This is a genomic window from Nonomuraea sp. NPDC049028 (genome assembly GCF_043197735.1).
GTDB lineage: Bacteria > Actinomycetota > Actinomycetes > Streptosporangiales > Streptosporangiaceae > Nonomuraea.
In genome coordinates this window covers 739,052-758,236 of record NZ_JBICTR010000003.1, presented here as the reverse complement: position 1 = coordinate 758,236, position 19,185 = coordinate 739,052, and the positions used below count along the sequence as shown (strand labels likewise).

The following is a 19,185-nucleotide window of genomic DNA, read 5'->3' as shown; positions in this document are numbered from 1 at the left end:
CGAGTCCGTACGAGCGGATCAGAGATCGCGGGCCTCGAACCGTACGAACGCGACACCCAGCATGACCGCCGTGAACCCGACGAGGATCCCGAACCCCACCCAAGGGGACAGGCCGGCGTCGGCCCGGCCCGAGGCGGCCGCGAAGGCCGCCACGTTCGGCCAGTAGACGCCCAGGGCCTCGCGCAGCCAGCCGGGAGAGGTCCCGGCGAAGATCGGGAGCAGCAGGAAGGCGGTGTTGACGTTCACGGCGGCGGCCGTGGCCCGCATCAGGAAGCCGAGTGCCAGCCCGAAGAGCGCCAGCAGCGTGAGCACGAGCGGGCCGAGCGTCAGGACGCGGACGAGGGCGGCGTCGCCGAACCAGACGGCCGGCGCCCCGCGAGCCGAAAGCGTCGCCATGCAGGTCAGGACCATCAGCCACACGGCCGCCACGCTCACCGGAAGTGCGGCCAGCACGGTCATCCCGGCCTTGACGGTCAGCAGCCGTCGCCGGCCCACGGCCGCGGCGCTCGCGCGGATCGTGCCCGAGCCGTACTCGGACGAGGCCACCAGCGCGCCCAGCCCCGCGACCAGCAACTGCACGATGAACAGGCCCCGGGTGGCCGAGGTCATCGGGTCGAAGTCCAGCCGGTCCTGTACCGAGGCGGCGGCGTACTGGTTGGCGCTCGCGGTGCCGAACAGCCAGCCGAACATCGTCGAGATCGCGACGATCGCCACGGAGAGGACCGTCGTGGAGCGGATGGTGGCGAACTTGGTCCATTCGGCGCGCAGCACACCCGCGGCGGTCATCGGGGCACTCCGTACTCGACGCTGTCACGGGTGAGCTCCATGAAGGCCTCCTCCAGGCTGGTACGGCGTGGGGCGAGCTCGAACAGGGGCACGGCCTCGGTGGCGGCCAGCCGCCCGATGTCGGGCGCGGTCAGGCCGGTCACGATCAGCTCGCCGTCGAGGCCCGCCCGCACCCGGGCTCCGGCCAGCAGCAGCAGCCGGGTGAACATCACGGCCTCAGGTGTACGGACGAGCACCCCCTCGCCGGTGTCGGTGAACGTGGCGGTGTCCGCGTCGGCGATGAGCTTGCCCTTGCCGATGACCACCAGCCGGTCGGCCGTCAGCGCCATCTCGCCCATCAGGTGGCTGGAGACCAGCACCGTGCGCCCTTCGGCGGCCAGGCCGCGCATCAGCGTGCGGATCCACAGGACCCCCTCGGGGTCCAGCCCGTTCACCGGCTCGTCGAACAGCAGCACCGGCGGGTCGCCGAGCAGGGCGGCGGCGATGCCGAGCCGCTGGCTCATGCCCAGGGAGAACGTCCCCGCCTTCCTCTTGGCCGCGTCCCGGAGCCCGACCAGGTCGAGCACCTCGGCGACGCGCCGGTCATGGATCCCGTTGGTCTGGGCAAGGTAGCGCAGGTGGTTGTAGGCGCTGCGGTGCGGATGCACGGCCTGCGCCTCCAGCAGTGCCCCCACCTCCCGCAGCGGCTGGGACAGGTCGCGGTAGGCGCGCCCGTTGACCGTCACCGAACCCGCCGTGGGCAGGTCGAGGCCGACGATCATCCGCATCGTGGTGGATTTGCCCGCGCCGTTCGGCCCGAGGAAGCCCGTGACCAGGCCGGGCCGTACGGTGAAGGTCAGGTCGTCCACGGCGAGCACCTCGCCGTAGCGTTTCGTCAGTCCGTTGAGCTGGATCATGCGGCCAGCGTCCTACGCCCAGATGGAGGGCTTCTGGGGAGATCTGTGAGATTCCTGGGAACGCGAGCCCCCGAGCAGCGGAGCGACATGGAGCGTGGCCGGAATCCACAGAGAACTTCCAGCTCACGCCTCGGCGAGCGTCTCACGGCCCGCTTTTCACGCGAGCGATGTAGGCCGATACGTCGAACGGGACGTTCCTCTCAGAGCCCATGCCGCGATCATGCCACCCAGCAGAGCAGCGCCGTGGAGGTCGGCGAGGGCGGTGACCGTGACGGCGACGACCGCGAGGACGACGGGGAAGAGCCACAAGGGCAGCCGCTCGTGGCGGGTCACCAGCTGGAACCCGACCGCAGTGAGGGCGATCGTCACCACCCAGCTCCAGATGCCGCTGGAGGGCGCGAGGGCGGACGCGCCCAGCATCACCGCGTAGAAGGCGCCCACGGAGCGCTCCAGTGACCCCTCGCAGGCGATGGCCAGGCCCGCCGCCAGGCCGCACAAGGCGATCGAGTTCCCGGCTCCCGGGTCGTTGAACAGGTATCCGGCCGCCTGCCCGGCCACGGCGCCCGCGCCGTACAGGATGAGCCATCGGGCGGGCCCGAGCGAGCGCTCGGCGAGGTAGCCGAGCACCGCCAGGAACGCCAGGTTGAACAGGGTGCCGAACACGCCGCTGTCCTGGACGACGAGGGAGGTCCCCAGCCGCCACCATTCCCCGGCGCGGATGGCCGCCGGGTCGCGCATGAGTGCGGGCTCCAGGCCGGGGAGGAAGAACTGGAGGACACTCGGCACGGCGGTCACGACGAGGACCGAGGCGGTGACGATTGGTTTGACCATGGGCTCAGCCTCACACTGATCTGCGGATCGGGGCAGTGCAGAATGTAAGCCGCTGAACCAGGACAAATGTCACAGGGTCAGGCGGTGGCGAGTTCGGGCTCCCTGACGGCCGGGCTGGCAGTGACCACCGCGGGCTCCTCGCGCGGCAGGAAGCGGGCGGCCACCGCGATCGCCACGCCCAGCACCACCGCGATCCCGAGCGCGACACGCAGCGACGTGGCGTCCGTCAGGAAGCCGATCACCACCGGGCCGAGCAGCAGTCCCGCGTAGCCCATGGCCCCCGCCTGGGCGATCGCCGGGCCGGGGGTGTCGGTGGCGGTCCCGGCCAGCGAGAGCGTCATCGGCGAGATCGTCGCCACACCGAGGCCGACGAAGAACATCGCCAACACCGCCACCAGCGGCGCGGGCGCGACCAGGACAACCGCGAAGAACCCCGCCGTGGCCACGCCGGAGGCCGTCATGATGCCGCGTACCCCGAACCGGGTCCGCAGCCTGTCGCCGGTGAGCCTGGCGACCAGCATGCCCACCTCGAAGACCGGGTAGCCGAGCGCGGCCAGCGCCTCCGGCGCGCCCAGGGTGTCGCGCATGAACAGCCCGTTCCAGTCGGCGACCGTGCCCTCCACCATGAACGCGAAGAACATCAGAGCGCCGAGCAGATAGACGATCGGGGGCAGGCGGCGACCGGCCTTGGCGGTGGTCGACACGGCCGGGGCCTCGGGCAGGTACGTACGGCCCAGCAGGACCATCACCGGCAGCGAGACCAGGCCGACCAGCGCCACGTTCACGGTGAACGACAATCCCAGGGCGATCGACAGGCTGCCCACAGCGCCGGCCGAGATCGCGCCCACGCACCAACCCGCATGCATGCCGTTCAGCAGTGGGCGCCCGTAGGCCCGCTCGACCGTGGACCCCTGGGCGTTCATCGCGATGTCCACCATGCCGAACGCCATGCCGAAGAACGCGGCCGCGACCAGCAGCAGCGGGAGGTTCGGCGCGAAGGCCACACCCACCAGGCCGAGCGCCGTCAGCGGGCCGCCGATCCGCAGGACGGTCTTGCTGCCCGCCCGGCTCATGACCCGGCGCATGGACTGCATGGTGATCAGCGCGCCCACACCCCACGCCAGCAGGATCAGGCCGACCGCCGACTCGGACAGCCCGAGCTTGTCGGTCAACGCCGGGATGCGCACGGTCATCGTGCCCACCAGGAGTCCGGCCAGGACGAAGGTAAGGACTGCCCCGAAACGGGCAATCCTCAAGTCGCGAACCATTGGTACATACCTCGCAAATCACTCATTAACTGGCATGCGGCGCGGCCCGGAGCTCATAGTGCGAGCGCGGGCGGCGAAGAAAGGGGAACGGGGGAGGGGAAGTTAGGGTTTGAGGAGGGCGCGACAGCGAGCCTCCAGGGCGCGCAGGTCGCTCTCGGCGTGGAGGCCGGGATCGTGGCTCGCCACGTCCCACAGCCCTTCACACGCCAGCCGGACGATCTGGGACGCCACCCGGTCGGGTTCGTCGTCCAGCCCCTCGCGGTGCCAGCGGGCCATGGCCTCGCGGATCGGCGCGAGCAGGAAGAGATTGCCCGACGCCCCCGTGACCACGGCCCATCGTCGCAGTCGGTTGGAGCGCACGGCCTCAAGCGTCGCCGCGAGGTAGCGCTCGGTGTAGGTGGGGTCGCCCTGGGCGGCCATCAGCTCGTCGAAGTCGTCGATCAGCCGCTCCACCATGCCCTTGATCAGGGCTTCCTTGGAGGAGAAGTGATAGAGGAGGCCGCCCTTGCTCACACCGGCCCGATCGGCCACCGCGGACAGGGTCAGCGCGGTCGAGCCCTGGTCGCAGAGGAGATCCTCTGCCGCGTCCAGTAGCTCGTCCCTTCTCATGCTTCTACTGTACCGTCCGGACGGTACAGTGGCAAAGGGGATACGATTTCCTGGTGAGCAGACCGTCGGCCTACCTTGATCACGCGGCGACCACGCCCATGCTTCCCGAGGCGATCGAGGCCATGACGGAGCAACTCGGCCTGGTCGGCAACGCGTCCTCGCTGCACGCGACCGGCCGCCGAGTGCGCAGAGTGGTCGAAGAATCGCGCGAGACCATCGCCGACACGCTGGGCGCCAGGCCGAGCGAGGTGGTGTTCACCTCGGGCGGCACCGAGGCCGACAACCTCGCCGTCAAGGGCCTCTACTGGGCGCGCCGGCCGAGGAAGCGGGTGCTGGTCAGCTCGGTCGAGCACCACGCCACCCTCGATCCGGCCCACTGGCTGGCCGACAGCCAGGGCGCGCGCGTCGAGCTGCTGGAGGTCGACGAGCTCGGCCGGGTGCATCCCGACACGCTGCGCGCCGCCATCGCCCGCGACCCCGACGACGTCGCCATGATCAGCGTCATGTGGGCCAACAACGAGGTGGGCACGGTCCAGCCGGTGCACGTGCTGGCCGCCATCGCCCACGACAGCGGCATCCCCTTCCACACCGACGCCGTGCAGGCGGTCGGGCAGCTGCCGGTGTCGTTCGCCGACTCCGGCGCCGACGCGCTGACGGTGACCGGCCACAAGGTCGGCGGCCCGATGGGCGTGGGCGCGCTGCTGCTGGCCCGCGGGATGACTCCGGTCTCGGTCATGCACGGTGGCGGCCAGGAGCGGGACGTACGCTCAGGCACGCTCGACGCGCCCGCCATCGCCGGCCTCGCCACCGCCATCCGGGTCGCGGTCAAGGAGCAGGAGTCGCTGAGCCGCCGCCTGACCGCGCTGCGGGACGAACTGATCCAGCGCGTACGGCAGGCGGTCCCCGACGTGCTGCTCAACGGCGACCCGACGGACCGGCTGCCGGGAAACGCCCACTTCTCCTTCCCCGGCTGCGAAGGCGACGCCCTGCTCATGCTGCTCGACGCCAAGGGCGTGGAGTGCTCGACCGGGTCCGCCTGCTCGGCCGGGGTGGCCCAGCCCTCCCACGTACTCCTGGCGATGGGCGCCGACTCGGCGGCGGCCAGGGGCTCGCTCAGGTTCTCCCTCGGCCACACCTCGACCCACGACGACGTCGACCGGCTGATCGAAGTGCTCCCGGCGGCGGTCGAACGCGCCCGCCGCGCCGGCCTGAGCTAGTTGATAAAAGCCACCACCGCACTCCACGCGGGGTCGGTGGCCACGTCGACCCGTGGCTCCCCTTCCTCCCAGCCCACGATCAGCTCCTTGGCGTGGATCGCCGCGTCGCCGGTCGGGTCGGCGTAGATGTGGATGACCCGGTGGCTCTCCGCGCTCAGATGCGCCACCAGCACGGCGTCGTCGTGGAGCTTGAGCAGCCGCGCCGCCAGCCGTTCCTCGAAGTCGCGCAGCGCCGTCAGCGACTCCCCGACGGGCAGCCCGTTCTCGTCGCGGTGCGCGTACGGGAGCGTGATCGCGATGTGCTGGTCGAAGAGCGGATAGTCGACCGGCCGCAGCGGATAGCGGGCGGTGGCGACCAGCGGCGCGCCGGCCGCCGTCTGGCCCTCCAGCAGCGCCCACTGCTCCTGTTCGTAGCCGGAGGCCAGGTCGGCCACCACGGCGGGCAGGTGTACGGCGGCGACCGAGTCGATCGGCTGGAACGTCGCCGGGGTGATCTCGCCCACCCAGCGGGCCACATCGTCCTCGCCCAGCAGCCAGTCGAGGGCCAGCAGCGTGGTCTCCAGCCGGGTCTCCTCGTCGAGCTGGCCGAAGATCGGGTGGTAGGCGGCCACGTCCACGCGCGGCGAGTTGGGCGGCACCCGCAGCCCCAGCATCAGCTTGTCGAAGGCGAACTCGAAGCCGCCCACGTCGATCGTCAGCTCCAGCGCCTGCGGGTTGACCTGGCGCGACGGATGGAACTCCCACAGCAGGTCGGCGGGCGGCGCCCCCTTGACCAGGCGGTGCGCCAGCGAGCGCAGCTCGGCGTCGCCGGCGGCGGTCACGACCAGCGCGTGCGCCGCGTCCCTGCCGGGAGCCACCTCCCAGACCAGGCCGGGATGCACCGCGGCCACGGCCGGGGCGATCTTCTCCCACAGCAGCTCGGCGTCACCGGCGGCCACCAGCGAGTCGAGCTCCGGCCTGGTCTCCTCCCACCACGCCCAGAACGGCGCGATGCCGTCACTCGGCTCGATGGGCTCTTCGTCGTCGTCCTTGCGCCCGAACAGTCGCATGGCCTGAATACTCCCAGACGCGGAGCCCGGTTGTGCAGATGGCCGAGCAGGCTTGGCGGGACAGTACGCTGGAATGGTCATGGGATTGCGTGTGCTTGCCGCCATGTCGGGCGGCGTCGACTCCGCCGTGGCCGCCGCCCGGATCGCCGAGGCCGGTCACGACGTCACTGGTGTGCATCTGGCCTTGTCGGCCAACCCCCAATCCCACCGTACGGGGGCCAGGGGCTGCTGTACGGTCGAGGACTCCCGCGACGCGCGGCGCGCCGCCGACGTGATCGGCATCCCGTTCTACATCTGGGACATGGCCGAGCGCTTCCAGCGCGACGTGGTCGAGGACTTCGTGGCCGAATACGCGGCGGGCCGCACGCCCAACCCGTGCCTGCGGTGCAACGAGAAGATCAAGTTCTCGGCGGTGCTCGACCGGGCGCTCGCGCTGGGCTTCGACGCGGTCGCCACCGGCCACCACGCCAGGCTGGTCGACGGCGTGCTGTCGAGGAGCGCCGACCAGGGCAAGGACCAGTCCTACGTGCTGGGCGTGCTCACCCGCGAGCAGCTCGGCCACGCGATCTTCCCGTTGGGCGACTCGACCAAGGCCGAGGTACGCGAGGAGGCCGCCAGGCGCGGCCTGACGGTCGCCGACAAGCCCGACAGCCACGACATCTGCTTCATCGCCGACGGCGACACCCGCGGCTTCCTGGCCAAGCGGCTCGGCTCGGCCGAAGGGCCGATCGTCGACCAGGAGGGCGAGGTCGTCGGCAACCACCACGGCGCCCACGGCTTCACGATCGGCCAGCGCAAGGGCCTGCACATCGACCGGCCCGCCGCTGACGGCAGGCCGCGCTACGTGCTGTCGATCGAGCCGGTGTCCAACACGGTCACGGTGGGGCCGCGCTCGGCGCTGGAGGTCACCTCGATCACCTGCGGCCGGCCGGTCTGGAACGGGCCGACGGCCTCGACGGCCTCGCCGGGCGAGCTGAGGGTGCAACTGCGGGCCCACGGCGAGGTCTACGGGTGCCACTTCGAGGAGGTCGGCGACGGGCTGCGCATCACGCTCGACCGCCCCGCCACGGGGGTCGCGGCGGGGCAGGCGGCGGTGCTCTATTCGGGCGAGACCGTGATCGGCTCGGCCACCATCGCCTCGGCCGGCTGATCTAAAAGCAGCCCGGCTGATCTAAAGCAGCTCAGCTGATCTCAGGGCAGGTCGACCGACTCGCCGACCTTGAGCCGCCGCATGTCGGCGTGCTGCTTGTCGGACTCCAGCTTCAGGTAGTTGTCGATCAGGCTGAGGCCGATGTCGTTGAGCAGCCCGTCATGCGTGGAGAACGCCCTGGCCGGCCGGATCGTCCGCAGGTAGTCGACCATCTCCAGGAGCTTCAGCCAAGGGGCGTTCGTCGGCACCAGGAGGGTGGGCACCTCGACGCCCGGCACCGTCAGCGCGTCACCGGGGTAGAAGACCTCGTCATCGAGCATGAAGCCGACATTCTGCGCGATCGGCACGTCAGGGTGATTCTTGGCATGCCACTCGCCGAACACCTTCACCTCGAACCCCGCCGCGGTGAAGTCGTCGCCATGCCGTACGATCTGCACCTTCCCCGGAACCTCCGTCAACTGGGCGGCGACCGCCTCGCAGGTCCAGATCTCCAGGTCGGAAGAGGCGGCCTTGAGCCGCTCGACGTCGACGTGGTCCATGTGCTCGTGGGTGATGAGCACCGCGCCGGCACCGTCGAGGACGGGGCCCTCGGTGAAGGCGCCAGGGTCGACGACGAGGACGTTGCCGTCCTTCTCCAGCCGCACGCACGCGTGGCCGTATTTGGTCAGCTTCATATTCGAGAGCCTACGCTTGGCCCATGTCGATGTTCGAAGCCACCGGGGTTGGGTCGCATCCGGGTGAGGATCATTTCGAGGCCCTCCGAGTGGTATTCGGTGAGTTGCCCGGCCTGCCGTACCTGCCCGAGTTGCCAGGCCGCGGCGTGGGCGCCGACCTGGTGGGGCGGACGGCGGCGCTGCTCGTGGACCTGCCGGTGGAGGTGCAGCCGTCGGGCTGGCGGCTGTCCGACCGGCCCGGTCGCGACCACCATCGGGCGGTCGACCATCTCAGGCGTGATCTCGACGGCCTGGAGGAGGTCGGACACGACTACGCGGGGCCGCTCAAGCTGCAGGTCTGCGGGCCGTGGACGCTGGCGGGCGCCATCGAGCTCAAGTACGGCGACAAGATGCTCTCCGACGCCGGAGCCGTACGCGACCTGACCGCCTCGCTCGCTCAAGGCGTCGCCGACCACGTCGCGGAGGTGCGGCGGCGGCTGCCCGGGGTCACCGAGATCGTCCTGCAGCTCGACGAGCCCGGCCTGCCCGGCGTGCTCGCGGGTACCGTGCCGACCGCCTCGGGCTTCGGGCGGCTGGCCGCCGTGGAGGGCTCGCGGGTGGCGGAGTCGCTGCGCCTGTTCGGCGACCCGATCGTGCACTGCTGCGCGCCGTCGGTGCCGCTCCGCCTCCTTCGTACGGCCGGTGTCCGCGGCGTCTCGGTGGACGCCTCCCTGCTCAGCCGCAGGGACGACGACGCCGTGGGGGAGGCGCTGGAGGCGGGGCTGCTGCTGTTCCTCGGGGTGGTGCCGGGGACCGACACCCGGTTGCCCGATACCGGCGTCGTCGCCAGGCCGGCGGTGGATCTGTGGCGGCGGCTCGGGTTCCCGCCCGACAAGCTGGCCGGGCAGGTCGTGCTGACCCCGGCCTGCGGGCTCGCCGGAGCCTCTCCCGGCTACGCGCGGGCCGCCCTGGCCGCCTGCCGCAAGGGTGCCCAGGTGCTGCGTGACGATCCGGCAAGCGGGCTGCAAGCCGGATGAGTAGCCTCACGTTCATGATTTTTCGCACTGTGGCGGTCGGCGTCACGCTCCTGATCGCGTCCGCGTCGATCGCCGCTCCGGCCGCGGCCGCCGCCAACCCGGAGATCTGGAACTGGGGCTCCATCTACTCCTCCGACAAGGCGGGCAAGGCCAAGGGCAAGGTCGTCCTCGACCGGCCGGGGTTCGTGGTGAACGGCAAGCTTTACGACTTCCCCGGGCGGAGCGGGTGCTCGTGGCTGAAGTTCCGGTGGGTCAAGGATGACGGTGGCAGGGGCGCCAAGACGTTCCGCAATTGCTCGGGGACCAAGCCGCTGACGTTCTCCTTCCCGACCGGTTACATGCTCTCGATCGAGGGCCGGGTCTGCCGCGGCACGGCCGTGAAGGTCACCGGCAAGTGCTCGGGATGGGACGGCGTCTGGTCCCAGGGCGGCTGACCTCCGCCTCGGGCGTTGTGGAAGGTGCCCGTTGTCGGTGCTCGGCGATAGCGTTTGCCTAGGGTGTTTGACGGAAGGAGACCCTGGTGAGCGAGCCAAGCGTCGATGGCGTGCCCGTGGCCGCGCGTGAGCGGCACGCCGAGGTGAGCGAGCTGGTGGAAGAAGCCCGCTATCGCTATTACGTGCTCGACCGGCCCACGGTCAGCGACGCTCAGTTCGACGAGTGGTTCAACGAACTGCTCGCGCTGGAGGCGGCGCATCCGGGTCTCCAGACGCCCGACTCGCCGACGCAGAAGGTCGGCGCGCCGGTGGCCGGCGACTTCGCCAAGGTCGACCACCTGGCGCCGATGGAGAGCCTCGACAACGCCTTCGACCCGGCCGGGATGGCCGCGTGGCAGGCGCGGGCCGAGCGGCTGGCCGAGGGCGAGCCAGGCCCGTACCTCTGCGAGCTCAAGATCGACGGGCTGGCCATCGCGCTGGTCTACCGCGACGGCCGCCTGGAGCGCGGCGCGACCAGGGGCGACGGCCGGACGGGCGACGACGTGACGCCCAACGTACGCACCATCGAGGGCGTGCCCCACCGGCTCAAGGGAGCCGACGTCCCCAGCCTGATCGAGGTCCGGGGCGAGGTCTACATGCCGGTCGCGGAGTTCGGGCGGCTCAACGAGCAGCTGGTCGCGCAGGGGATCGCCCCCTTCGCCAACCCGCGCAACGCCTCGGCCGGCTCGCTGCGCCAGAAGGATCCGCGGATCTCCGCCCAGCGCCCGCTGCGCATGATCGTGCACGGTGTCGGCGTCTGGGAGGGCGCGGCCGAGCCCAAGGCGCAGTCCGAGGTCTACGAGCGGCTGCGCGAGTTCGGTCTGCCGGTCAGTGACCTCTACCAGGTGGTCGGCGGCCCCGCCGAGGTCGACGCCTTCATCGAGCACTACCGCGTGCACCGCCACGACCCGCCCTATGAGATCGACGGCGTGGTGGTCAAGGTCGACGACTTCAGCACCCAGCGCGAGCTCGGCTCCACCTCGCGGGCGCCGCGCTGGGCGATCGCCTACAAATACCCGCCAGAAGAGGTCAACACCAAGCTGCTCGACATCCAGGTGGGCGTCGGCCGCACGGGCCGCGTCACGCCGTTCGGTGTGATGGAGCCGATCAGCGTCGCCGGTTCCACGGTGGAGCGCGCCACGCTGCACAACGCCGCGGTGGTGGCCGCCAAGGGCGTGCTCATCGGTGACACCGTCGTGCTGCGCAAGGCGGGCGACGTCATCCCCGAGATCCTCAGCCCGGTCACCGACCTGCGTGACGGGTCCGAGCGGCCGTTCGTCATGCCGACCCACTGCCCCGAGTGCGGCACGGAGCTGGCCTACGAGCAGGAGGGCGACGCCGACCTGCGCTGCCCCAACGCCCGCGGCTGCCCCGCGCAGATCCGCGAGCGGTTGTTCTTCGCGGCCAGGCGCAGCGCGTTCGACATTGACGGGCTCGGCTACGTCGCGGCGACCGCGCTCAGCCAGCCGTTGCCGCCGCAGGAACCGGTCGTACGCACAGAGGCCGACCTGTTCGATCTGACGCTCGACCAGCTGATCCCGATCAAGTCGGTGGTCCGCGACAAGGACAGCGGCCTGCCCAAGATCGATCCGAAGACGGGCGAGCAGAAGGTCGTCTCGTTCTTCTCCAACATCAACGGCGAGCCCAGCCAGAACGCCCACAAGCTCATCGAGGAGTTGGCGCGGGCCAAGCAGGCGCCGCTGGCCAATGTCCTGGTCGCGCTGTCCATCCGCCATGTCGGGCCGCCCACGGCCCGCGACCTGGCCGCCGCCCTGCGCTCGATCGACGCCGTCATGGCGGCCTCGGAGGAAGAGCTGGCGGCCATCAAGGGCATCGGGCCGCGGGTGGCCGCCACGATCCGCGCCTGGTTCGAGGTCGACTGGCATCGCGAGATCATCACCCGCTGGCGGGCCGCGGGCGTCCGCATGGAGGACGAGCCCGCTCCCGAGAAGGGGCCGCAGACGCTCGAGGGCCTCACCTTCGTGGTGACGGGCACGCTGCCGGGCTTCACCCGCGACTCCGCCGCCGAGGCGCTCAGCGATCGGGGCGGCAAGGTCGCGAGCTCGGTGTCGAAGAAGACCTCGTTCCTGGTGGCGGGCGACAACGCCGGGTCCAAGTACGACAAGGCGGTCAGCCTGGGCGTGCCGATCCTCGACGGCGAAGGCTTCGGGGTGCTCCTCGCCGAAGGGCCGGAGGCGGCTTCGCGGGTGGCCGTCACTCCCCAGCCGTAGATCATATACGCACTGTTGATGGCGGGTATACTAAGAGTGATTTCGGGGTATATGTCCGAAGGATAAGTGACGGAACGTACGCGGTTGGTTTCGCGAAGTGGGGTGAAGGTCGTACCCTCCCATAGTGACCTAATGGGGGTTCTGTTACTGATGGCTGACCCAACCGACACCCGCGACACAGGGCCACGCGCCGGGACGCCTCTGTGGGCGTTCCTCGTTGGCATCACCGTGATCGGCTCCACCGCGCTGGCCGTGGCCATGCTCAGACTCGACCCGGCCGGCCTGGCGGAGCTCGCCCGTACACCCTTGTTCTGGGTGCTGACCGCGCTCGTGGTGCTGGGCGAGCTCAGGCCCGTCATGGTCTCCTCGGCGACCGCCGTCGGCGGCACGTACCCCTCCACCATGTTCACCTTCGCCGTGCTCCTGCACTTCGGCCTGCCCGTGGCGGTGCTGATGCAGGCGGTGGCCGTGGTCATGAACGGCATCGTCACCCGCAAGGCGTGGCATCGGGTGATGTTCAACATCGCCCAGTCGACGCTCGCGCTGACCTCCGCCGCCGTCGTGCTCGGCCTGTTCGGCATCGTGCCGAGCCCGGCCGCGCCGTGGGTGCCCAGGGGCGCCGACCTGCTGGCGATCTTCCTGGCCGGCATCGCCTACTTCACCGTCAGGGCCGCGCTGGTGAGCGGCGCGGTGGCGCTGCACGAGCGCCGGTCGATCACCCGCGTACTGAAGGCCAGTCTCGGCCCGCAGAGCCTCGTGTACGCCGCGCTGCTCGGCCTGGCGCCCCTGGTCGTCGTCGTGATGACCCATTCGCCCACTCTCGTACCGCTGTTCGTGGCGCCCCTGGCGGCGGTCTACTTCACCGCCACCCTGTCGATGCGCCGCGACCACCAGGCCATGCACGACGAGCTGACCGGCCTGCCCAACCGCAAGATGCTGATCGTGAGCACCGAGGAGGCGCTCGCCGAGGCCCGCCAGGACGAGCGGGTCGGCCTGTTCCTGCTCGACCTCGACCGGTTCAAGGAGGTCAACGACACGATGGGCCACCCGGTCGGTGACCGGCTGCTGCAGATGGTCGCCCACCGGCTCACCCATTCCGTACGCCCCGGCGACGTCGTGGCCAGGCTGGGCGGTGACGAGTTCGCCGTACTCCTGCCCTCGATCAGGGACGCCCACGCGGCCCGCGAGGTGGCCGCCCGGCTGCGCGCGGCGCTCACCGAGCCGGTACGCCTGGAGGGCATGTCGTTCGACCTGGACGGCTCGGTCGGCATCGCGCTCTACCCCGACCACGCCCCCGACTTCGAGCTGCTGCTCCAGCGCGCCGACGTGGCCATGTACCTCGCCAAAGAGGGCCGCACCGGCGTGGAGCTCTACCAGCCCGACAAGGACCGCAACTCGCCCGAACGGCTCAACCTCCTCGGCGACCTGCGGCGGGCCGTGGACAACCGCGAGCTCAGGCTGCACTACCAGCCCAAGGTCGGCATGGCCACCGGCGCCGTACACGGCATGGAGGCCCTGCTGCGCTGGCATCACCCGGTGCACGGCCAGATCCCGCCGTCGGAGTTCATCCCGCTGGCCGAGCAGTCCTACCTCATGCGCCAGCTCACCGAATACGTCATCGAGGCGGCCCTGGAACAGGCCGCCCGCTGGTGGCACAGCGGCCTGCGGGTGCAGGTCTCGGTCAACATCTCCGCCCGCGACCTGCTCGACTCGGCCCTGCCCGAGCAGCTGGAGGCGGGGCTGGCCAAGCTCCGGCTGCCGCCGTCGGCGATCCAGCTGGAGGTCACCGAGCGCATCCTGATGGGCGACCAGGCCTACACGCACGAGACGATCAAGGCGCTGGCCGTGCTCGGCGTGCCGCTGTCCCTCGACGACTTCGGCACCGGCTACTCCTCGCTGATCAGGCTGCAGCGGCTGGCGGTGTCGGAGGTCAAGATCGACGCGTCGTTCGTACGGCGCATCGCCGAGTCCGACGACGACTACCGGATCGTGCGCTCCATCGTCGACCTGGTCCGCTCGCTCGGCCTGAGTTCGGTCGCCGAGGGCGTCGAATCCGACGACGTGGCCATCCGCCTCACCGAGATGGGCTGCGACATGGGTCAGGGCTGGCTGTTCCACAAGCCCATGCCGCCCGCCGAGGCCACGGTCTGGCTGCGCGAACACATCGAGACCCAGCCGGAGATCGAGTACGGCTACCGCTCCGGGGTCACCCAGACCGCGTGACCCGGCGCAGCGGCCGCCGCGAGGGTGGAACCCCTGTGGCGAGGGTTAATGGGTTCGGTGCCGCTCCGTCAAGGCCCCTAGGATGACAGTGTCCCAACTCCATCCACGAAACGGGTTACACGACTCATGTCCGCCATAACCCGCGACGAGGTCGCACACCTGGCCCGGTTGTCCAGGCTGGCCCTCACCGACGACGAACTCGACCACTACGCCACGCAGCTCGATGCCATCATCGAGTCGGTCGCGAAAGTGGCAGAGGTCGCCGCCGAGGACGTTCCGCCTTCGTCGCACGCGCTTCCGCTGACCAATGTCTTCCGCGCCGACGAGGTGCGACAGTCCCTGACGCCCGAGCAAGCGCTGTCCGGCGCGCCGGCCGTCGAGGACGACCGCTTCCGGGTGCCGCGCATCCTTGGGGAGGAGGCATGAGCCTGATCCACAAGACCGCCGCCGAGCTGGGCGCGCTGATCGCCGGTGGCGAGGTCACGGCCGTCGAGGTGGCCGAGGCGCATCTCGACCGCATGGCCGAGGTCGAGCCCAAGATCAACGCGTTCCTGCACGTCGATCGCGAGACCACCGTCGAGCAGGCCAGGGCCGTCGACGCCCGGCTGGGCGCCGGTGAGCGGCTCGGCCCGCTGGCCGGGGTGCCGATCGCGCACAAGGACATCTTCGCCACCTCCGACATGCCGACGACGGCCGCGTCCAAGATCCTCGAAGGCTGGCGCCCGCCGTACGACGCGACCGTCACCAGCCGCCTGCGCGCGGCCGGGCTGGTCATCCTCGGCAAGACGAACCTCGACGAGTTCGCCATGGGCTCCTCCACGGAGAACTCCGCCTACGGCCCCACGCGCAACCCATGGGACCTGTCCAGGATCCCCGGCGGGTCGTCCGGTGGTTCCAGCGCCGCCGTCGCCGCGTACGAGGCTCCGCTGTCCACCGGCACCGACACCGGCGGCTCGATCCGGCAGCCCGCGTCCGTGACCGGCATCGTGGGCATGAAGCCCACCTACGGCGGTTCGTCGCGTTACGGCCTGATCGCGTTCGCCAGCTCGCTCGACACGCCGGGCCCGTTCGCCCGCAACGTGCTCGACGCGGCGCTGCTGCACGAGGCGTTCTCCGGGCACGACCCGATGGACTCCACCTCGATCGACGCGCCCGTGCCGTCCGTGGTCGAGGCCGCCCGGCAGGCCGACATCTCCGGCATGCGCGTCGGCGTGGTCAAGGAGTTCGGCGGCGACGGCTACCAGCCGGGCGTGCTGGCCCGCTTCCACGAGGCCGTCGAGCTGCTCGAATCGCTCGGCGCCAAGGTCGTCGAGGTCTCCTGCCCGTCGTTCTCGACCGCGCTGCCCGCCTACTACCTGATCGCGCCGTCGGAGTGCTCCTCCAACCTGGCGCGCTTCGACGCCATGCGCTACGGCCTGCGCGTCGGCGACGACGGCACTCGCAGCGCCGAGGAGGTCATGGCGCTGACCAGGGCCGCCGGCTTCGGGCCCGAGGTCAAGCGGCGCATCATGCTCGGCACCTACGCGCTGTCGAGCGGCTACTACGACGCCTACTACGGCCAGGCGCAGAAGGTCCGCACGGTCATCTCGCGCGAGTTCGAGGCCGCCTACCACCAGGTGGACGTGCTGGTATCGCCGACGACGCCGACGACGGCGTTCCCGATCGGCGAGCGCGCCGACGACCCGATGGCCATGTACCTCGCCGACCTGTGCACGATCCCGTCCAACCTGTCGGGCAACGCGGCCATCTCGGTCCCGTGCGGCCTGGCCGACGAGGACGCGCTGCCGGTCGGCCTGCAGATCATGGCCCCGGTGCTGGGCGACGACCGCTGCTACCGGGTCGGTGCCGCGGTCGAGCAGGCCCTGGAAAGCCGCTGGGGCGGCAGCCTGCTGTCCAAGGCGCCGGCGCTGTAGGGAATTTTGATTTTGTAGGGAGAGGGGACGGCGGCGTGCTCACGCGCATCGAGATCGACGGGTTCAAGTCCTTCCTGGACTTCGAGCTCGACGTGCCGCCGTTCCTTGCCCTGGTCGGTCCGAATTCGAGTGGTAAGTCCAACCTGCTGGACGCGTTTGGCTTCGCCCGTGCGGCGCTCGTGGCAGGCAGGCCAGGGCTGAGCACGTCAAACGACCCGCTGCCCGCAGTACCCCGTGGTAAGCCGCAGGAGTTGTTTCACCGGCCGGTGGGGTCTGCTTCCGTCTCCAGGTTCACGATTGGCGTGGAAGCAGACATGCGGGCGTCGGATGGGCGAGATAAGACCTATGCCAGTGTCACGGCGAGCAAGGAGCCCGCTGACTGGGCTCTGACGGCGGTGCCTGGGTGGTCCGACAAGATCTGGCCGCAGGAAGCAAGATCTTGGCACTTCCATCTGCCTGACTTGGCGGCCATCCGGAAGCCGGTTACGGCGCTCGACCGCGGGCCGCTGGCGGAGAATGGCGCAAATCTGGCCGCTGTGCTGGGCCGGATGTCCCTCACCGGTGAGCTCGGCGAGCTGATGGTCGACCTGGCGGCGCTTCTACCTGATGTGACGGGCGTCCGCCCGGTGCTCGACGAGCGGCAGCAGGAGTGGTCCTTCGACATCCTCGTGGACCGAGAGCCGATGCCTGGCAGGCTCGCGTCAGACGGCACGCTCAGGGTGCTCGCCCTGCTCGCGGCCCTCTATGACCGGACATCTTCGGGTCCGCTGATGGTGGAGGAGATCGAGAACGGCCTCTATCCGAGCAGGCTCGGGGAGCTTTTGATGAGGATCGCTCAGCGAGTCGGTGCCATTGCGAGCCCCTGGCAGCAGGTGATCCTCACCAGCCATTCGCCCGTGGTCGTCTCCACTTTGTACCGGACCGCCCCGGAATCGCTTGTCTTCCTGGAGGCGGCCTGGCGTGCCGGAGGTGGTCACCCGCGATCTCGGTTGACCCTCGCCAAGCCTGTTCGTGCTGAGGGCGAGCCGGGTACCTTCACATCTCCTCGCCAGGTTCGCTCCTATCTGAGCGCCGTTGAGCAGGCTGCATGAGCCGTCTCCTCATACCTGGGCTCGTCGTGGCGGGCGACATCGGTGAGCGAATGCGAGATCTGAGGCGCTGGGGAGCCGTGGATTCCTCTGTGCGCCTGATTGATAGCGTGAAATGCGACGATCTGAACTAAGGACTTCATCATGACTGTCGGTACGCACATGCCGTACGACGAAGCCCTCGCCCGGTTCGAGCCGGTGCTCGGGCTGGAGACGCACGTCGAGCTCGGCACCGCGTCGAAGATGTTCTGCGGGTGCAAGACGACCTTCGGGGCCCCGCCCAACACTCAGGTCTGCCCGACCTGTCTGGCGTTTCCCGGCTCGCTGCCGACGGCCAACGCCGTCGCGATCGAGTCGACGATCCGCATCGGCCTGGCGCTGAACTGCTCGATCGCCGAGTGGTGCAGGTTCGCCCGGAAGAACTACTTCTATCCGGACATGCCGAAGAACTACCAGATCTCCCAGTACGACGAGCCGCTCTGCTTCGACGGCTACCTCGACGTCGAGGTCGACGGCCGGACCGTGCGCGTCGAGATCGAGCGGGTGCACCTGGAGGAGGACACCGGCAAGTCCACCCACGTGGGCGGGGCGACCGGCCGCATCCAGGGCGCCGACTACTCGATCGTCGACTACAACCGCGCCGGCATCCCGCTGGTGGAGATCGTCACCAAGCCGATCGAGGGCACCGAGAGCCTGGCGCCCGACGTGGCCAAGGCCTACGCGACCGAGCTGCGCGAGATCATGCGCACGCTGGGCGTCTCCGACGTGCGCATGGAAGAGGGCTCGATGCGCTGCGACGTCAACGTCTCGCTCATGCCCCGCGGCTCGTCCGAGTGGGGCACCCGTACCGAGACCAAGAACGTCAACTCGCTGCGCAGCGTCGAGCGTTCCGTGCGGAGCGAGATCGAGCGGCAGGCGGCGATCCTCGCCGACGGCGGCCGGATCATCCAGGAGACCAGGCACTTCCACGAGGACACCGGCGTCACCACGCCCGGCAGGTCCAAGGAGGAGGCGCAGGACTACCGCTACTTCCCCGAGCCCGACCTGGTACCGATCGCGCCCGACCCGGCATGGGTGGCCACGCTGAAGGACGCGCTGCCCGAGCTGCCGTCCGTCCGGCGCAAGCGGCTGCAGGCAGAGTGGGGGGTGTCCGACCTCGACATGCAGGCCATGCACAACGCCGACGCGTTCGACCTGGTCGAGGCCACGGTCGCGGCGGGCGCGCCGGCCGCCGACGCGCGCAAGTGGTGGATGGGCGAGCTGGCGCGGCGCGCCAACGAGTCCGCTGTGGCCCTGGCGGACCTGCCCATCACGCCCGCGCAGATCGCCCGCGTCACAGAGCTGGTGGCCTCGGGGGCGCTCAATGACAAGCTGGCGCGCGAGGTGCTCGAAGGCGTGCTGGCCGGAGAAGGCTCGCCCGACGAGGTGGTCGAGCGGCGTGGCCTGAAGATCGTCAACGACGAGGGCGAGCTGTCGGCGATCGTCGACCAGGTCCTCGCCGCCAACGCCGACGCGGCCGAGAAGGTCCGCTCCGGGAAGATCGCCGCGGCCGGTGCGCTGGTGGGCGGCGTGATGAAGGCCAGCCGCGGCAAGGCCGACGCCGCTCGGGCCCGCGAGCTGATCCTGGAGAAGCTGGGCGTCTCCGAGTAGGGCGATCCGCTCGACTCAGGCCCCGTCACCGAGTGAGGTGGCGGGGCCTCTTTGGTGATACGCCAAGGAGAGCCGTTGGCCGGTCAAACGGTCAGATAGCGCCGCTCGGGG

At 70.1% G+C, this 19,185-nt stretch carries 17 protein-coding genes; 10 read left to right on the top strand and 7 right to left on the bottom strand.

What is annotated here, in order from left to right; genetic code table 11:
- Positions 1–18: 18 nt before the first annotated feature.
- The 5 genes from ACGFJ2_RS14515 to ACGFJ2_RS14495 form a co-directional block, all read right to left on the bottom strand.
- Positions 19–786, bottom strand: coding sequence for a hypothetical protein (locus ACGFJ2_RS14515; protein ID WP_393468104.1), 768 nt, complete (start codon positions 784–786; stop codon positions 19–21).
- Positions 783–1,682: an ABC transporter ATP-binding protein gene (locus ACGFJ2_RS14510; protein WP_357950127.1), complete on the bottom strand. Its 900-nt coding sequence runs from the start codon at positions 1,680–1,682 to the stop codon at positions 783–785. The genes ACGFJ2_RS14515 and ACGFJ2_RS14510 overlap by 4 nt, the downstream gene beginning before the upstream one ends.
- A gap of 156 nt (positions 1,683–1,838) precedes the next feature.
- Positions 1,839–2,513, bottom strand: coding sequence for a rhomboid family intramembrane serine protease (locus ACGFJ2_RS14505; protein ID WP_358178531.1), 675 nt, complete (start codon positions 2,511–2,513; stop codon positions 1,839–1,841).
- 77 nt (positions 2,514–2,590) lie between these two features.
- Positions 2,591–3,769 carry an MFS transporter gene (locus ACGFJ2_RS14500; protein ID WP_358178529.1) on the bottom strand — a complete coding sequence of 393 codons (1,179 nt, stop codon included), beginning with the start codon at positions 3,767–3,769 and terminating at the stop codon, positions 2,591–2,593.
- A 114-nt stretch (positions 3,770–3,883) separates the two neighbouring features.
- Positions 3,884–4,390, bottom strand: coding sequence for a TetR/AcrR family transcriptional regulator (locus tag ACGFJ2_RS14495; protein ID WP_357643534.1), 507 nt, complete (start codon positions 4,388–4,390; stop codon positions 3,884–3,886).
- Between the two features lie 53 nt (positions 4,391–4,443).
- Between ACGFJ2_RS14495 and ACGFJ2_RS14490 the strand changes: the two genes are divergently transcribed.
- The gene (locus tag ACGFJ2_RS14490; RefSeq protein ID WP_357950135.1) at positions 4,444–5,607 is read left to right on the top strand and encodes a cysteine desulfurase family protein; all 1,164 of its coding nucleotides are present in this window, start codon (positions 4,444–4,446) and stop codon (positions 5,605–5,607) included.
- Here ACGFJ2_RS14490 and ACGFJ2_RS14485 read toward each other — a convergent pair.
- A complete protein-coding gene (locus tag ACGFJ2_RS14485; RefSeq protein WP_357950137.1) occupies positions 5,604–6,656 on the bottom strand; it encodes a DUF695 domain-containing protein in 1,053 nt (350 codons plus the stop codon). The two genes, ACGFJ2_RS14490 and ACGFJ2_RS14485, sit on opposite strands and share 4 nt — an antisense overlap.
- 79 nt (positions 6,657–6,735) lie before the next feature.
- On the opposite strand from ACGFJ2_RS14485, the gene mnmA reads away from it, so the two are divergent.
- Complete coding sequence (gene mnmA, locus ACGFJ2_RS14480; protein ID WP_357950140.1) at positions 6,736–7,806, top strand: tRNA 2-thiouridine(34) synthase MnmA; 1,071 nt, start codon at positions 6,736–6,738, stop codon at positions 7,804–7,806.
- Positions 7,807–7,847: 41 nt separating this feature from the next.
- Here mnmA and ACGFJ2_RS14475 read toward each other — a convergent pair whose 3' ends face one another.
- Positions 7,848–8,480, bottom strand: a complete 633-nt coding sequence (locus tag ACGFJ2_RS14475) for an MBL fold metallo-hydrolase (RefSeq protein WP_393468098.1) — start codon at positions 8,478–8,480, stop codon at positions 7,848–7,850.
- 23 nt (positions 8,481–8,503) lie between these two features.
- Between ACGFJ2_RS14475 and ACGFJ2_RS14470 the strand changes: the two genes are divergently transcribed.
- The 8 genes from ACGFJ2_RS14470 to gatB all read left to right on the top strand — a co-directional run bounded on the left by ACGFJ2_RS14470 (position 8,504) and on the right by gatB (position 19,074).
- A complete protein-coding gene (locus ACGFJ2_RS14470) occupies positions 8,504–9,496 on the top strand; it encodes a methionine synthase (protein WP_357950146.1) in 993 nt (330 codons plus the stop codon).
- Between the two features lie 14 nt (positions 9,497–9,510).
- Complete coding sequence (locus tag ACGFJ2_RS14465) at positions 9,511–9,930, top strand: hypothetical protein (RefSeq protein WP_357950149.1); 420 nt, start codon at positions 9,511–9,513, stop codon at positions 9,928–9,930.
- 86 nt (positions 9,931–10,016) lie between these two features.
- Entirely contained in the window at positions 10,017–12,200 is a 2,184-nt protein-coding gene (ligA, locus tag ACGFJ2_RS14460; RefSeq protein WP_393468095.1) for an NAD-dependent DNA ligase LigA, read from the top strand.
- A 150-nt stretch (positions 12,201–12,350) separates the two neighbouring features.
- Positions 12,351–14,423, top strand: a complete 2,073-nt coding sequence (locus ACGFJ2_RS14455; protein ID WP_357950155.1) for an EAL domain-containing protein — start codon at positions 12,351–12,353, stop codon at positions 14,421–14,423.
- A 126-nt stretch (positions 14,424–14,549) separates the two neighbouring features.
- Positions 14,550–14,849, top strand: coding sequence for an Asp-tRNA(Asn)/Glu-tRNA(Gln) amidotransferase subunit GatC (gene gatC / locus ACGFJ2_RS14450; RefSeq protein WP_101787882.1), 300 nt, complete (start codon positions 14,550–14,552; stop codon positions 14,847–14,849).
- A complete protein-coding gene (gatA, locus tag ACGFJ2_RS14445; protein ID WP_358178517.1) occupies positions 14,846–16,336 on the top strand; it encodes an Asp-tRNA(Asn)/Glu-tRNA(Gln) amidotransferase subunit GatA in 1,491 nt (496 codons plus the stop codon). Before gatC ends, gatA begins: the two co-directional genes overlap by 4 nt.
- Before the next feature lie 35 nt (positions 16,337–16,371).
- Positions 16,372–17,427: an AAA family ATPase gene (locus ACGFJ2_RS14440; RefSeq protein ID WP_393468092.1), complete on the top strand. Its 1,056-nt coding sequence runs from the start codon at positions 16,372–16,374 to the stop codon at positions 17,425–17,427.
- Positions 17,428–17,568: 141 nt separating this feature from the next.
- The gene (gatB, locus tag ACGFJ2_RS14435) at positions 17,569–19,074 is read left to right on the top strand and encodes an Asp-tRNA(Asn)/Glu-tRNA(Gln) amidotransferase subunit GatB (RefSeq protein WP_393468089.1); all 1,506 of its coding nucleotides are present in this window, start codon (positions 17,569–17,571) and stop codon (positions 19,072–19,074) included.
- The last annotated feature ends 111 nt before the right edge of the window (positions 19,075–19,185 follow it).

Excerpts from the sequence above, each read along its gene's own strand:
- ACGFJ2_RS14515 (WP_393468104.1), bottom strand. The coding sequence starts at position 786 with ATGACCGCCGCGGGTGTGCTGCGCGCCGAATGGACCAAGTTCGCCACC.
- ACGFJ2_RS14510 (WP_357950127.1), bottom strand. The coding sequence starts at position 1,682 with ATGATCCAGCTCAACGGACTGACGAAACGCTACGGCGAGGTGCTCGCC.
- ACGFJ2_RS14505 (WP_358178531.1), bottom strand. The coding sequence starts at position 2,513 with ATGGTCAAACCAATCGTCACCGCCTCGGTCCTCGTCGTGACCGCCGTG.
- ACGFJ2_RS14495 (WP_357643534.1), bottom strand. The coding sequence starts at position 4,390 with ATGAGAAGGGACGAGCTACTGGACGCGGCAGAGGATCTCCTCTGCGAC.
- ACGFJ2_RS14485 (WP_357950137.1), bottom strand. The coding sequence starts at position 6,656 with ATGCGACTGTTCGGGCGCAAGGACGACGACGAAGAGCCCATCGAGCCG.
- mnmA (WP_357950140.1), top strand. The coding sequence starts at position 6,736 with ATGGGATTGCGTGTGCTTGCCGCCATGTCGGGCGGCGTCGACTCCGCC.
- ACGFJ2_RS14475 (WP_393468098.1), bottom strand. The coding sequence starts at position 8,480 with ATGAAGCTGACCAAATACGGCCACGCGTGCGTGCGGCTGGAGAAGGAC.
- ACGFJ2_RS14470 (WP_357950146.1), top strand. The coding sequence starts at position 8,504 with ATGTCGATGTTCGAAGCCACCGGGGTTGGGTCGCATCCGGGTGAGGAT.
- ACGFJ2_RS14465 (WP_357950149.1), top strand. The coding sequence starts at position 9,511 with ATGATTTTTCGCACTGTGGCGGTCGGCGTCACGCTCCTGATCGCGTCC.
- ACGFJ2_RS14455 (WP_357950155.1), top strand. The coding sequence starts at position 12,351 with ATGGCTGACCCAACCGACACCCGCGACACAGGGCCACGCGCCGGGACG.
- gatC (WP_101787882.1), top strand. The coding sequence starts at position 14,550 with ATGTCCGCCATAACCCGCGACGAGGTCGCACACCTGGCCCGGTTGTCC.
- gatA (WP_358178517.1), top strand. The coding sequence starts at position 14,846 with ATGAGCCTGATCCACAAGACCGCCGCCGAGCTGGGCGCGCTGATCGCC.
- gatB (WP_393468089.1), top strand. The coding sequence starts at position 17,569 with ATGACTGTCGGTACGCACATGCCGTACGACGAAGCCCTCGCCCGGTTC.